The 14,047-nt window shown below is 40.5% G+C and carries 9 protein-coding genes; 2 read left to right on the forward strand and 7 right to left on the reverse strand.

Going from position 1 to position 14,047, the window contains the following annotated elements:
- Position 1 precedes the first annotated feature (1 nt).
- Positions 2 to 1,666 carry an ATPase, T2SS/T4P/T4SS family gene (locus NST94_RS27445; RefSeq protein ID WP_076099665.1) on the reverse strand — a complete coding sequence of 555 codons (1,665 nt, stop codon included), beginning with the start codon at positions 1,664 to 1,666 and terminating at the stop codon, positions 2 to 4.
- A 364-nt stretch (positions 1,667 to 2,030) separates the two neighbouring features.
- Here NST94_RS27445 and NST94_RS27450 point away from each other — a divergent pair, with 364 nt between their 5' ends.
- Positions 2,031 to 6,659 carry a DUF5057 domain-containing protein gene (locus tag NST94_RS27450; RefSeq protein WP_076301423.1) on the forward strand — a complete coding sequence of 1,543 codons (4,629 nt, stop codon included), beginning with the start codon at positions 2,031 to 2,033 and terminating at the stop codon, positions 6,657 to 6,659.
- A 76-nt stretch (positions 6,660 to 6,735) separates the two neighbouring features.
- Here the strand turns inward: NST94_RS27450 and NST94_RS27455 are convergent, their stop codons facing one another.
- Genes NST94_RS27455 through NST94_RS27465 form a run of 3 tightly spaced genes read right to left on the reverse strand, consistent with a single transcriptional unit; the run spans position 6,736 to position 9,554 of the window.
- Entirely contained in the window at positions 6,736 to 8,508 is a 1,773-nt protein-coding gene (locus tag NST94_RS27455; protein ID WP_076301424.1) for a hypothetical protein, read from the reverse strand.
- Between the two features lie 13 nt (positions 8,509 to 8,521).
- Positions 8,522 to 9,043, reverse strand: coding sequence for a type II secretion system protein (locus tag NST94_RS27460; protein WP_076301425.1), 522 nt, complete (start codon positions 9,041 to 9,043; stop codon positions 8,522 to 8,524).
- The gene (locus NST94_RS27465; RefSeq protein ID WP_076301426.1) at positions 9,027 to 9,554 is read right to left on the reverse strand and encodes a type II secretion system protein; all 528 of its coding nucleotides are present in this window, start codon (positions 9,552 to 9,554) and stop codon (positions 9,027 to 9,029) included. Before NST94_RS27465 ends, NST94_RS27460 begins: the two co-directional genes overlap by 17 nt.
- A gap of 188 nt (positions 9,555 to 9,742) precedes the next feature.
- On the opposite strand from NST94_RS27465, the gene NST94_RS27470 reads away from it, so the two are divergent.
- Positions 9,743 to 10,531 carry an alpha/beta hydrolase family protein gene (locus NST94_RS27470; RefSeq protein ID WP_076123851.1) on the forward strand — a complete coding sequence of 263 codons (789 nt, stop codon included), beginning with the start codon at positions 9,743 to 9,745 and terminating at the stop codon, positions 10,529 to 10,531.
- Positions 10,532 to 10,644: 113 nt separating this feature from the next.
- Here the strand turns inward: NST94_RS27470 and NST94_RS27475 are convergent, their stop codons facing one another.
- The 3 genes from NST94_RS27475 to NST94_RS27485 all read right to left on the reverse strand — a co-directional run bounded on the left by NST94_RS27475 (position 10,645) and on the right by NST94_RS27485 (position 14,034).
- Positions 10,645 to 11,481 (reverse strand): phosphoenolpyruvate hydrolase family protein, encoded by an 837-nt coding sequence (locus NST94_RS27475; RefSeq protein WP_038573568.1) that lies wholly within the window; start codon positions 11,479 to 11,481, stop codon positions 10,645 to 10,647.
- Between the two features lie 44 nt (positions 11,482 to 11,525).
- Positions 11,526 to 12,734, reverse strand: coding sequence for a Tm-1-like ATP-binding domain-containing protein (locus tag NST94_RS27480; protein WP_076099668.1), 1,209 nt, complete (start codon positions 12,732 to 12,734; stop codon positions 11,526 to 11,528).
- A 100-nt stretch (positions 12,735 to 12,834) separates the two neighbouring features.
- Positions 12,835 to 14,034, reverse strand: coding sequence for a phosphoenolpyruvate hydrolase family protein (locus tag NST94_RS27485; protein ID WP_076182123.1), 1,200 nt, complete (start codon positions 14,032 to 14,034; stop codon positions 12,835 to 12,837).
- Positions 14,035 to 14,047 lie beyond the last annotated feature (13 nt).

Genomic DNA, 14,047 nt, shown 5'->3' on the forward strand with positions numbered 1-14,047 from the left:
TCTAATGTGAGACCGTCTCGCGCATGACTTCTTGAAGCGTTGTAATTCCTTGACTGACCTTGAGTAGTCCGTCATCCATCAGTTGAACAAGCCCTCGCGCTTTACCTGCTGCACGCAGTTCCTCTACTGAGGCAGTGTTTGTAATGAGCTGCCGTAAGTGATCATCAATACTGAGTACTTCATGAATCGCTATTCGTCCACGATAGCCAGAATTGTTACAGCTACCACAGCCGCGTCCACGCTGTAACTCTTCCGCAGGTAGTCCTAGGCTACGTAGCATAATTGCTTCCTGTTCAGATGGTTTGTAGGTTTCTTTGCAGTCAGTGCAGATTTTGCGCACCAGCCGCTGTGCTACCACACCAATCAGCGAAGAAGCGATCAAATAAGGTTCTACCCCCATATCCCGCAATCGGGAGACGGAGCTAATCGCATCGTTTGTATGTAAAGTAGACAACACTAGATGACCCGTTAATGAGGCGCGAACAGCAATTTCAGCAGTTTCAGCATCCCGTATCTCACCGACCATTACGATATTCGGATCTTGTCGAAGAATCGAACGTAGCCCAGCTGCAAAGGTTAGTCCAATAGCCGAGTTTACGTGCACCTGATTTACTCCTTCAAGCTGGTATTCCACTGGATCTTCGACTGTGATAATATTTGCGCTTTCTACATTAAGTTGATTTAACGCTGAATATAAAGTTGTTGTTTTTCCGCTACCTGTAGGGCCCGTGATTAGCAAAATCCCATAAGGACGAGCTATCATCTCCTTAAAAGCTTCTGCATTCCCCTCACTGAATCCCAAAGCATCTACGGATTTGACCCCTGTGCTTAAATCTAGCAGCCGCAGCACAATCTTCTCTCCGTGCATCGTTGGTAATGAAGACACACGAATATCTACCATTTTGTAATCGAACTGCATTTTGATCCGCCCGTCCTGCGGCAAACGCCGTTCTGCGATATTCAGGCGGGCCATTATTTTCAGACGGGCGGTGATAAAGCCCTGCATTTGCTTAGGAATAATCCGCTCTGTCCGTAAGGTTCCGTCAATGCGGTAGCGGATGGTTAAATTATTTTCACCTGGATCCATATGTATATCAGACGCCCGCAGGGCAACTGCCTGCTGAATCATCTGGTTGACCAAACGTACGATTGGAGAGTCCTCATCTGTAATCTCGGTCTCTTCTATTTCTTCCTGTGTCGGGAGTTCTACCAGCATCTGATTCATAGAATCGCGCATGCCATAGTGACGCGCAATCGCCCGCTGCAGCTCATCTCTCGTAGAAATAGCGGGTTCGATCCGGAAGCCAGTACTCATACGTAAATCTTCTATCGCAAAATAATCCAGCGGGTCCGCCATCGCAACCATCAGCTTGCCGCCCTCTTTTAAGAATGGAAGCACCTGATATCGCTTAGCCATACTTTCAGGGATAATCTGCGTGATTGCGGGATCTATCTGGTATTTAAATAAACTGACATGCGGGATGCCGAGTTGAAATTCAAGCACTTCAATCAGCTGCTGCTCCGTGATATAACCTTGAGAGATTAGCAGATCGCCGAGCTTACGTTTGCTCTTACGCTGTTCCGCGAGAGCCTCAAGCAACTGGTCCTGCGAAATAATATTATTTTCTACCAGCAAGTCGCCCAGTCTCTTTTTCGCGATAGCCAAGTCTATTCATCTCCGTATGCCGTTATTTATGCCGGCTGAAATAATGGATATTTTTTATAGAAATAGAAATCAAACTCCCAGCAAAATTCACTCAAAAACGAAAGATATAATTACCATAAATAGACCTTCCATAAATTTGTCAATTTTGAGTATTTTTCAATCTAACTAGGACTTTAGTTATAATTTAATAGGTATATTTCAATAGATTTATGTTGTCTATCAATGCTGAATGTCCTAGAATGTATATAACATAGATTGGATAATTTTACAACGACACGGAATGAAAAAGGCTGTCGGAATCTAGCATATACGAGACGGAATACGACCATATCTGCCAATAGTTAACAATCAGGGAGAGATGACAATGAAACTTGCCAGCAACAAAAAAATTTTTATTTTTACAGTAACTACCCTGCTTCTCCTTCTGCTTGTTCTGCCGATCAAAAATCACTTTATGAATGTCGATGCCAGTTCTAATGAATACCAAATTCGTATGCTGGAGGTTACAGAGAGTGGGGTTAGTGAGCTTGCGTCTCTAAAAACGGGAATATCTAACCTTACCATCGACACGATGAGTATGAAGCGCTTTGTGGCGCTGCGGGATGATCTGGACGGGAGATATGATGCGGTATATATCGGGAAGGGGACTTACAGTACAAGTGGGGTCTCCGGAAAAGATCATAATACCAAAGCAGTTATGAATGACATAACTAATTTAAAAGCGAAAGAAATCACCGATTATTTTATTAATAAAGGACTTTACGTATTACTCAACAAAGAGCCGTTTGATACGCAAACAACTAACCAACGCGGAATATTGTACAACACCTTCAATACCTACCGGACATTAACACCAAAATCAAATGTTAAGTTCGTCGATAACAATGAGTTAAATACATGGATCGAAAATTTGAAGAAAGAGCCTTCTGCTCAGAAGGATCTTTTAAAGCAACGTCCTCGTATTCAAATTACTAATAAAGCTAACATTATTGATTACAGCCAGAACCAGGAACATGTTTATAAACCCGGAAATAATCTTAGTTTTAAATTCAACGTATCAAATGTAAATAATCTCAACGATCGTCCCATTCTAGCTAAATTGTATGTCAGTGTAGATAAGTCGATTAAAATGACTGAAAATGACGTCGTAGCTGTACAGACTTTAAATCAAGATCCTAATGGTGAAATTGTATACAAGCTTCCTAATACATACTCCGGGCTTCTATATTGGAAGCTAGAAATCGTAGATAACTTAAATCCGAACAAATTAAAAGACTTTGATAGCGGTACGATTCAATTCCTTGGCAAGAAAACAATCGTTAATATTCTTCAGGTGTTGCCTACTATCGCTGCTAATGAAAGAAGCAGTAGTTTACGCAATCCTGAAAATATGACGCAAAGTTTCCTAAGTAATAGTAGCTACGAGTTAAAAATTACAACCAAGACCATTTCCGAATTCAACACCGATATTGCGACTCAGTATGCCAAAGATAATAAATATGGATTAAACGGCGTATATGATATGCTCATTTTTGGATTTCGCGATGTTTATAATGACAAAGCCCCGTTAAGTGACCTTGCAACCCAGGCTGTTATTGATTTTACCGAGGTTACTAAACAAAGCGTTATGTTCACACATGATACGGTATATCAAAATAAAAGTAATTGGGTTAAAAAATTCAAAAAAATCACGGGTCAGATCGACCCGGAAACAAACTTAGGTTTAAACGCTCCTAGTCCCTCAACTACAGTCAAACCAATCAATGATGGCTTGCTGACCCAGTACCCTTTCTACTTAAGTACTATCAATGCAAATAATGAGCAGACAAATATTATTCCACCACAAGTAGCAACTACACATAATCAATACTTCACTTTGGATCTGGAGGATGCTTCGGTCATCCCATGGTATAACATAACCGGGAGTTCGCGCGATATCGATGATAGCTGGAACCACTATTACACATACTCAAAAGGAAATGTCACTTACTCAGGTACCGGTCATGTATTCGGAACATCCAGCATTAAATTTCCGGAATGGGAGCAAAAGCTCTTCGTCAATACAATGTATCGCGCGTATATTGGTGCAAATCATGCGCCAGAGATCACTGTATCAACACCTCAGCAAGGTGAAATAAAGCCTTCTTACCAGAATGAACTATTAATAGATTATGTTGTCGAAGATCCCGATTTAAAAGATCGTGATTTATTTACAACTATTCGTTTTAAGTCCGGAGATACTTATCTACCTAATACAGGGATGGCAGAGAAGGCAATTCTTTCAGGAGAAACTATTCATCAGGTATTTCCAAACCCTCTGCCGAGCGGTGGTAAACTCACAATAGAAATTACAGCGCGTGATAAGCAAGGCGCTTATGCATCTCCCAAAAATATTGATATTACCATTTCGGAGGCAAGATCGAATCTTGAATTATCACGGGAATTGTCAACCAATGTTAGCACTAGCGGCGAAGTAGCAAAAAACGAATCTTTTACTATCACTTATATCATTCAAGCCAAGCCTATTCCTTTTGATCAAGTAAGTACTATCGATCAAGCCTACGATCATCAAGTAATTTCTAATATTATTTTCCGTGATACTCTACCAGCGAACATTAAACTTGAAGCATCAGGTTTACCTGATGGGATGACTAATCCTTCTGGTAGTGTAGAAACAGGACTAACATTAGAGAAGCCGCTTAATAACATTACTTATACATTGAAGAACATGAATGGGATTAAGACGTTCCAACCCGATTCTAATGAACCCATCAAATTCACTATTAATGTATCAGCAAATGTAGCAGCAAGATATATATTCAATAATGCCTTAGTTGACTTCGTAGATATTCATGCTGTTCCTTCTGCATCTCCTACTCCAACGGCGACAGCAGTTGTCACGGCTAGTCCATCACCTAGCGCTACTTCTAATTTTAACCCATCGGTTTCTGCAACTGGCTCCGGGCTTGGAATTGCTGGTGATTATAATGCTTTTATATTTGGAAAAGCCACAGTGACTGCTTCTTTGAGGGGTAATCTGGCAGCTGGGGGTGATGTAACTACTGGCAGTGTAGATATTAACAAAACAAATTATGATAAAGGGATTAAGATTCCTTATGCTGTCATTACAGGTGGAAACCTGAAATTCACAAACGGAAGTGTATATGGAAACATTCTGCATCAAGGTGTTTACAATAAGGTGGATAATGGTAATATCATTGACGGTACACATAACCAAGGCACTCTGATCGATTTTGAAACTGCTCGAAGTTATTATGAGAATTTGTCAAATCAACTAGCATCGGTACCGCAAAATGGAACATACAATTTGGAATACGGAAACTTATATTTAACCGGAACTCAATTAGTAAATATTTTTAGGTTTTCAATAGGTGATAACACAGGGGATTTTCCATCAGGATGGCCAAAATTAACCGCACCCGATAATTCTTCTATAATTTATACAATTTTTGGTAATACCATTAATTTCACTAAAGCTTTTGGACTACCAAAGAATACAACAGGAAACAACGTATTATTTAATTTCCCTAATGCAACAACGGTCAATATCTCGGGGGTAGACATTCGAGGTTCAATCCTTGCACCAAACGCGACACTCAACTTTACCAATGGCCAGGTTCATGGCAATGTAATTGCCGCATCCTTGAATGCTTCATCATTAATTGACATCCTGCCCTACATAGGACCAATTCCTGTACCGACACCAACACCATCACCAACACCGACACCATCATCAACGCCGACACCATCGTCAACGCCGACACCGTCGCCGTCTTCTAATCCGCTAGTGCGTACGATCATTAAATTTTCTGAGATGACGATTACTGCCATCGACAGAATAACTACTTTAGAGTTAAGTGGAGCACAACTTTTATTAGGAGATAGCCAAATGCTTTCTCTGATTATTAAGCCCTTGGAGAAATTCAATCAACTGATCTGGACATCAAGCAACGATAATATTGTTAGTGTTAGTCCATTAGGCGTCGTGTCTGGTAAAAAGGTTGGCTCTGCTGAAATTACAGTAGCTGCTAACGATGGAAGTAATCTTATTAGTAAGGCTACTGTTACTGTTCTCGATCCACAATTAAATATTGTTGGACCTAACAGTGCTCTTGTAAATGAGAAAATAGATTTCAACGCTACTTACTTAACAAAAGAAACGGGAACCCAATTTTCATGGAGCGTCGTGGATGCAAATGGATTACCAACTAATGATGTAGCTCTTAATAGTGATAACGACCAGGCTCATCTTACAGCAACAAAATCAGGGGTATATACTGTAAAACTTACTGTAACTACTGATTTGAATACAGGTGGCGTTAATACCTTCAAAACAATAACTGTTGGACTTAAGTCCTTAACAATCAAAGGATCTAAGAGTGTTTTCCAGGAAGAAACAATTAATTTAGAGGTAATTACTGATCCTGACAGCGCAAGTAAAGAGCAGTATGAATGGAGTTTGGTTAACCAGAATGATCTTGAATATGCTGGATTTGTCGCAGCGGATAATCCTACTTCTGTCTCAACTATAACAACTTCCACGAAGAACGTTATATTAAAGGGCTTAAGTTCACATGAAAATATCCAGATCCAGGTCAAAGCCGCTGGTACTATCAGTAATATTCATACAATAAGTGTGCCTCTTGATCCTGGACTATTATTCCACCCGGAATCAGGAAAAATCACAGTCGGAGAATCCCTTAATTTGCTACCCTGCTTATGGATAACTCCTTATGGAAATCTACCTGATAGCATTTTACACAAACTACAATGGGAGATAGTAAGTAATAAATCAAGTGAGGATGCTTCTAAGCCAGTTGTTCTGCAAGAACAGAATGGAGTCTATCGTGGGCTCAGTAAAGGAGAAGCTGTTATTAGAGCTTATTATTTTACCCAAAGTAAGAAGACAATTGAAGCGTTTTATACGATAACGGTTATTGGAACACAAGATACTATAGAAAATCGCTACTAAATCACATCAAAATCTATATTATGTAAAAGCAGCCGATCAGAAGTTGATCGGCTGCTTTTATAATTCATATTATCCTTTAATTTCCAGAAACCAACAATTCGATGGGACCTACATTAATGTTTATTTGATTCACACGTGGCAGTCCCACATTTTGATCTTCGAATACTTGTTCATTATAATTAACAATAAAACGAGGAGACTCAACCTCCGTCTGGATATCAAAATTAAAGTTTGCGGATCCTGTCTCCTTCTTGACTTTGCCAACAACCGCATTGATTATCAAATCTCCTTTAGCAAAAAAGCCACCATCCAGTGAAAATATAGAGCCCACACCGTACAACTCTGCCGTACTATCCGTATAAAAAAAGGCTCTTAATCTTGTAGCCTCATTTTTAAACTCTTCAACCCGATTAATAAGTATAGCTCCCTTTGAGATCAATACAAGTTCTTTACTTCCGCTACCTGCAGTTGGTATTCCTGATATCGTGGCATCCACAATATCAGTTTTTCCAAGAACAAACATAGTAGAATCAAATTCAGCTTTTCCTCTGATATATAAATTCCCTGTCACCAGAATGTTGCTTTGGACAATGGCCGTTGAATAACTATCTATTGTTAAATCACCGTTTACAATAAGCCAATGAGCCCCTGTGCTTAGATTAAGCTTAGAAGTATCCCTTATCTGATTTAACATTACTCCATCCAACTTTAGATTCCCTATAAAGATCGTGCTTCTCTCCAATCTCTCAAGGTTTTGCTTCAGTGATAGCTTCGCTTCTTCGAAAAGTCTATGTTTCTCCTGCTCTTTCTCTTCATCTGTATCACCAGTTGCAATGTCCTCAAAATCTTCTAACATAGGCATCCATAAGGTGGAAATGCCTCCGGGTTGCTGAAGCGTGTTAATTAATCTTGTTCCTCTAGCAATGGGTTCTTCACTACTATTTGATCCAGTCTCTCCATAATATCTATCGCTGAATACCTTCTTATTTCCAGCCGACCCTGAAGCCTCAGCAACTTTATCTAGGAAGGAATCCTCCACATTCACTTGGACAAACGTCGTTTTCTTTTTGATCTTTGCTTTTTCAACGATCGTCTTCACCCTATTATCTAGTGAAGAATAGTCGGCATCATCAATTGTCGGCACCTTTTCAAAAATATCACCCGTTCTGGAATAAAGCAGATCGTTCATTGATTGAATATGAGCTTCTCCATCGACTAACGGAAATAGACTGCGTTTTTCCAAATCTGCGTTATGTCTATACTTAGCCACTTGGCTAACTTTTAATTGATTTCCAGCATAAATATTCCCCTGAATATAAGGAGCACCATTCAAATAGATCGTTCCCTCAGAACCTAATGAATAATTCAAAAAATCTGGGAATGTCGTAATCACAACCTTTTGTTGCAACGTCCTTAACACGCCGTTTACTGTTGCATTGGCCTTAATCGTAACTACATGCTTACTACTTGTAGAACTGCCATCGAGAGTAATTCCCGTGATTTCATTGCTAGCTCCCTGTAAGCTTGTATCGGTAACAAAAGCTCCTTTATTAGAATTGAGGCCCCTTAAAAATGTCTCTATTTCTTGATCAAACTGTGCCTGAGTAGTATTACTACTAACTTGTATTTTCTGATTTAAATCTGCTGTAATATAGGCAATCGCCTCATCAATCGATTTCTGCGCTAAATGAAGGCTTTGTACATCATTCTCACGAGTTTCGGTACGCCTAGCTCCTCCAATCGTAGCACTAAGCACCGTAACTCCTAAAATAGTGAGCAACAGGACGATAAACATCACAAGTACCAAAGCCGAACCTCGTTCCGATCGAAGGCTTGCCCGCCTCAACATCTCTGTTTTCCTCCTAAAATCCAAATTGGCTTTCCAATTCCATCTTATCCATTTCATTTCCCTTATACTTTAATACCAACTTAATCTGGATCAGACCAGAATTGCATAGCGAGGCTACATTACATGATCTACCATCTGATGTGGAAGCAGTTATGATAGAACCTGCCATATTCGATTGTACCGCGATATGAGAACCAGATTCCGCTCCACTTTCCTTACCATTTATAACAATTTCATTTCCTGATACCCGAATCACACGCGGAGAACTCCCGTCTTTTATTAGTTCAATTCCTCCAGATATATTTTGTAGCCGTTCAGGACTATATGTATAGAGTTCAGTAATAATAGAGGACATGATCAGATCCGCTTCGTCCCGTAAAGCGTTCTGAACTGAGATTTTATGATAGCTGCGAAATCCATACATAGTAACTCCAGAGATTAGACCGACTATCATAGCAAACACAGTCAGTGCCGCAATTAATTCCACCAAAGTAAAACCTTGTTCCGACCTAAGTCGTTTAGCGAATTTTTTCATCAGTTATGTATCCCTCCAACATTACGTTATAAGCAGGCTGTTCATTATTTTCTACTCGTCTTACCTCAACTTTAACGGGTATTAAATAATCCTTTACAGCTGATTTATCAATCGGAGTAGTGGACGGATGATCGACTAATTCCGGTTGATAGATAATATTGATCTTATAACGGATATCATTAACTGTTGGATTCAGAACATTTGCCAAAGCTGTCATGTTTGAGAATAGATTACTATAGCTGCAATTAACTATGGTGCATTTTTCAGCCTCTATCACATCTTTCTCTTGCGTAAAAAATTCCTTCATCGCCTTAAAATCCTGCTTCTCCACATAAAACAGCGCGTTCCGCGCCAGATTGACCATAATCGTTTTGTTCTGGTTCGATTTAGAGTAACTCATGGCGTTAGTAAAGTAAGACGTAAGCACCAGTGAAACTATCGATAAAATAACTATAGTTGCCAGCACTTCGATTAATGTAAATCCTTTTTCCTGCTTTAGGCCCGGTTTCATCCTACTTTCCGCCTCTCGCCTATGAAAATACTTTTCGTATTTGCACGTTTTTCCTAAATTTTCTACTTCCATTATATTCTCTCATATCCAGCTACAGCAATCCTCAAAACCCTTATAATTCAGATATTTCTACAATATCTCTCACTTTAGGTCTATGCTATGATTTGGAAAGAGAGGAGATGAATGAAATGGCTTTAATAGAGTGCAAATTTTATTCTGAAGTACTAGGTTTGAATACCTCAATGACTGTAATTTTGCCGCAAAAAACAACTACACAAATCGGGATGAGTAATGTAACAAGAGGTGATCTTCACCCTACTTTGTATTTACTGCATGGCTTGTCTGACGATGATTCGATCTGGCTGCGCCGGACTTCCATAGAAAGGTATGTAGCGGAGATGGGGATAGCTGTGGTAATGCCGAATGTGCACCGCAGTTTCTACACAGATATGGCGATGGGAGGCCGTTATTGGACCTTCATTAGTGAGGAGTTGCCGATGCTGGCGCGCTCATTTTTCCCGCTTTCCGATAAACGCGAGGAGAACTTTGTAGCCGGGTTGTCGATGGGTGGTTATGGAGCAATTAAGCTGGGACTGCGTAAACCCGAGTCTTTTGCAGCGGCAGCGAGTTTGTCTGGAGCACTTGATATGGCGCATAATTTCTTGAACGGGGAAGGTGCTACCACTAAAAGTAAAGAATACGAAATGATCTTCGGAAAAGAAGATACCGCCGGAACGCCGGAAGACCTTCTTTGGCTGCTTGAGGAAGTGAACCGCTCCACGGGACCAAAACCAGCTTTGTATCAATGCTGTGGCACAGAGGATTTCCTATATACCGATAACTTGAGATTCCGCGATGCCTGCCAGGCAACCTCACTTTCTTTAACCTATGAAGAAGGTCCGGGGACACATGAATGGGGATACTGGGATGCCAAAATCCGCGATGTGCTGGCATGGCTACCTTTAAAAAGTAACTAGCTGTACCTAATAGACAACAAAAAGATGCAGCCATAAGCTGCATCTTAATATCTGTTCTACTCAGATTGCCCTCTTCGGAGGGTTCTTTTTAATTATAAGGACGCCGAAGGCAATTATGCTTGTTTGGTGATATTTTTAAATAATCCAGTCTGTTCTGTGATTCCTTTTTCAGCAGCAAATCTTTCAATACTCGATGCACCAAAGAATCCGTCTATGCCTTCTGTCCGTTCAATTACGTACGCCGCATCTTCCGGCTCTGCAATCGGTCCACCGTGACAAATCACCATAATATCTGGATTTACTGCTTTCCCTGCTTTAATAATCGCTTCGATTCTTTCTACACAATCATCCAATGTCAGAGCGGTCTTAGCTCCAATTGTACCTTTGGTAGTCAAGCCCATATGTGCCACCAAAATATCTGCGCCTGCTTCTGCCATGGCTTTTGCTTGCTCAGGATCAAATACATAAGGAGTGGTGAGCATATCCAATTCATGCGCAGCTCTAATCATATCTACTTCTAAACCATATCCCATGCCGGTCTCTTCTAGATTCTGTCTGAACACGCCATCGATCAAACCTACGGTTGGGAAGTTTTGCACGCCGCTAAAACCTTGTTCCTTAAGTTGTTTTAAATAAACCTCCATTACTCTAAAAGGGTCCGTTCCGCATACGCCTGCCAATACAGGGGTGTTTTTAACAACAGGCAATACTTCCGAGCCCATTTCGACTACAATTTGGTTGGCATCCCCATAAGATAATAACCCTGCCAGTGATCCCCGGCCTGCCATTCTGTATCTTCCTGAATTATAAACAATCAGCATATCTGCTCCGCCAGCTTCACTGCTTTTTGCAGTAATCCCTGTGCCGGCTCCCACGCCTAAAAGAATCTTTCCATTTGCCACTTCTTCTCTAAACTTCGCCATGATTTCAGTTCTTGTATTTTTGTTCATGTGTAACGCCTCCATTTTAAATATTTATTTATCTTATAAAAATCTTATTTGCTCATGAGATCTATTAGCTTCTGCGCTGCTGCTTCTGCAAACTCCACATCATTAATGGCACAATCCATTTCGATAACCTCGACAACATTTCTGTTTACACCATTTCTTAAGGTATCAAATAACATTTGATCTTCCTCTACCCCATAAAAAGCTTCCCCTGCAACATCAATCCCAGATATCCCTTTAAGCGGCAGCATTAACACTGTTTTCTCTTTGGCCATATTTAATTTCTCGACAAGCTTTTTGCCGATGGCTTCATTTTCTTCTACCGTTGTTCTCATCAGAGTAACTGTTGGATTGTGTTTATAAAACTTATGCCCAGCAAATTTCGCTGGTACCGTATCATAAGGGCCAAAGTTGCACATATCAAGCGCGCCTACCGATACAACCTGTGGAATATGATGTTTTCCAGCAGCTTCTAACCGATGAGGTCCAGCATTTAGCACACCACCAATAATTTCGTCCGCCCATTCTGTTGTGGTCAGATCCAATACACCTTCAATAAAACCAGCCTCGATTAGCGCTTCCATGGACTGGCCGCCTACACCTGTTGCATGGAATACAAGCACTTCATAGCCTCTAGCTTCAAGATAGTTACGGGCTGCCGTCACACAGGGGGTTGTTACCCCAAACATCGTTGTAGCTATTAATGGTTTTTTCTCTATCACTTGTTTATTCTCAAATTTAAGCATACCGGCGATGGCGAAAGCTGCATTGGTAAAAATCTTTGTTGAAATAGAGTTTAGTCCGGCAACATCCACTACGGATGGCATCATGACAATATCACTAGTGCCTACATATGGAGCAGTATTTCCTGAAGCTACGGTCGAAACCATCACTTTAGGTACACCAATAGGTAATGCCCGCATACCCGGGGTTACAAGTGAAGTGCCTCCAGTGCCCCCAAAGGAGATAATTCCATCAAATTTGCCTTGCTTATATAATTCAGGTACTAATTTTTCCATACCTTTGGCTAATAATTCTGTTGCTAGTGCTCTATCTTTTTTGGCAACGAGCTCATCTATACTTACACCCGCGGCTGCTGCTACTTCTCTATTAGAGATATCCGGTGTAAAAGTGGGCTCAAACACACCTGTATGAATTGTAAATGTACCCAGCTCCAAGCTTTCCAGTAAATTTTTAATGTAGAGATATTCTTCACCCTTGGTGTCAAAAGTTCCGGCAATAGCAATCGTCTTCATTTCTTCAACCTCCTCTTCAAATATCTGCAACAAAAAAAGCATGATCAACTTATAAGTTAATCATACTTCTTTGATTTATCGATGAAAACGCTTTTATGTCTTATGTTTTTGTGTTTATGTTAGATTTATATTGTTTTGGAGAGAACCCTTTATACTTCTTGAACATTTTGCTAAACTGCGCATAATCCTGGTATCCAACTAATGGCGCTAGCTCAGATAACTGGATAGGGTCTCTATGTAATATTTCCGCCGCCTTATCCATCCGAAATTGCACGAGATACGTTTGGAAGCTGCAGCCTACTTTTTTGGTGAACAAACTACTCAAGTAACTTCGGGATACATGTGCCACCTTAGCTAAATCTGCAAACAAGATCTCATTCCTATAATTTTGAGCTACGTATTCTTTTACAAATTCAACATAATCATAGTGCTTTGTGATGCCGTCTAACATTTTGACCATAAAATCATCTTCATCCAGCGTCCCCGACACTTTAAAAGCTTTGGTTATATTCGTAATGGACTTCTCCGAGGGAATTCTTTCAAAAGCAGAGCCTCCGATATATCCCATCAAGTTTTGATTATTGCTGTACATATATTGCACATCAATTGGCGTTTTCACCGGACCACCGTAAACCAGCTTAATTAAATCTGGCTTTAGCTCATTGCATGTATTAAATATCTTGTCCGCTTTAACCTTGGCAGCTTCCAGAGAGAATACTTTTTTAGCGCCTAATAACCCGCCTTCTGTTAGACCTAGATGTGCACAAATAATATCCGCTCCAGCCTCAATCATCTGTGCTGCCTGGATTTCGTCAAATACAAAAGCAATGGTAAACAAATCCTTCTCATGGGCTATTCTTATGGCTTCTACTTCAAGTAGATAACCATTCCCCTCTTCTTCGAGCGCTTCTCCAAATTGACCATCTATTAAACCCACCGTGGGGTAATTGTTAATGCCGGCAAAGCCTCTATTCTTTATTTCACTTATATAGGATTCCATATCTTTGGTCGGATCAGTTGCATTGAGGCCAAAAATAATAGGGATATCTCTGACCAACGGTATGATCTCTCTAGATGCAAAGTCCATCACCATATCATTGCTATTACAAAATGGTAAAATACCAGCGAGAGAGCTCCTCCCCATCTGGCGAAATTTACCCGAGTTTAACATCAGAATGAAATCAGCTCCACCCTGCTTCGCATACTTTGCCGTTATACCAGCACCGGTGGCTACTCCAATAATATGATTGCCTACTTTTAATTCCGATCTAAGCTCGTCTAGGATTTGCTCTCTGTTCATACCTACGAACCCT

This window comes from Paenibacillus sp. FSL H8-0282 (assembly GCF_037963825.1).
Lineage (GTDB): Bacteria > Bacillota > Bacilli > Paenibacillales > Paenibacillaceae > Paenibacillus_AQ > Paenibacillus_AQ odorifer.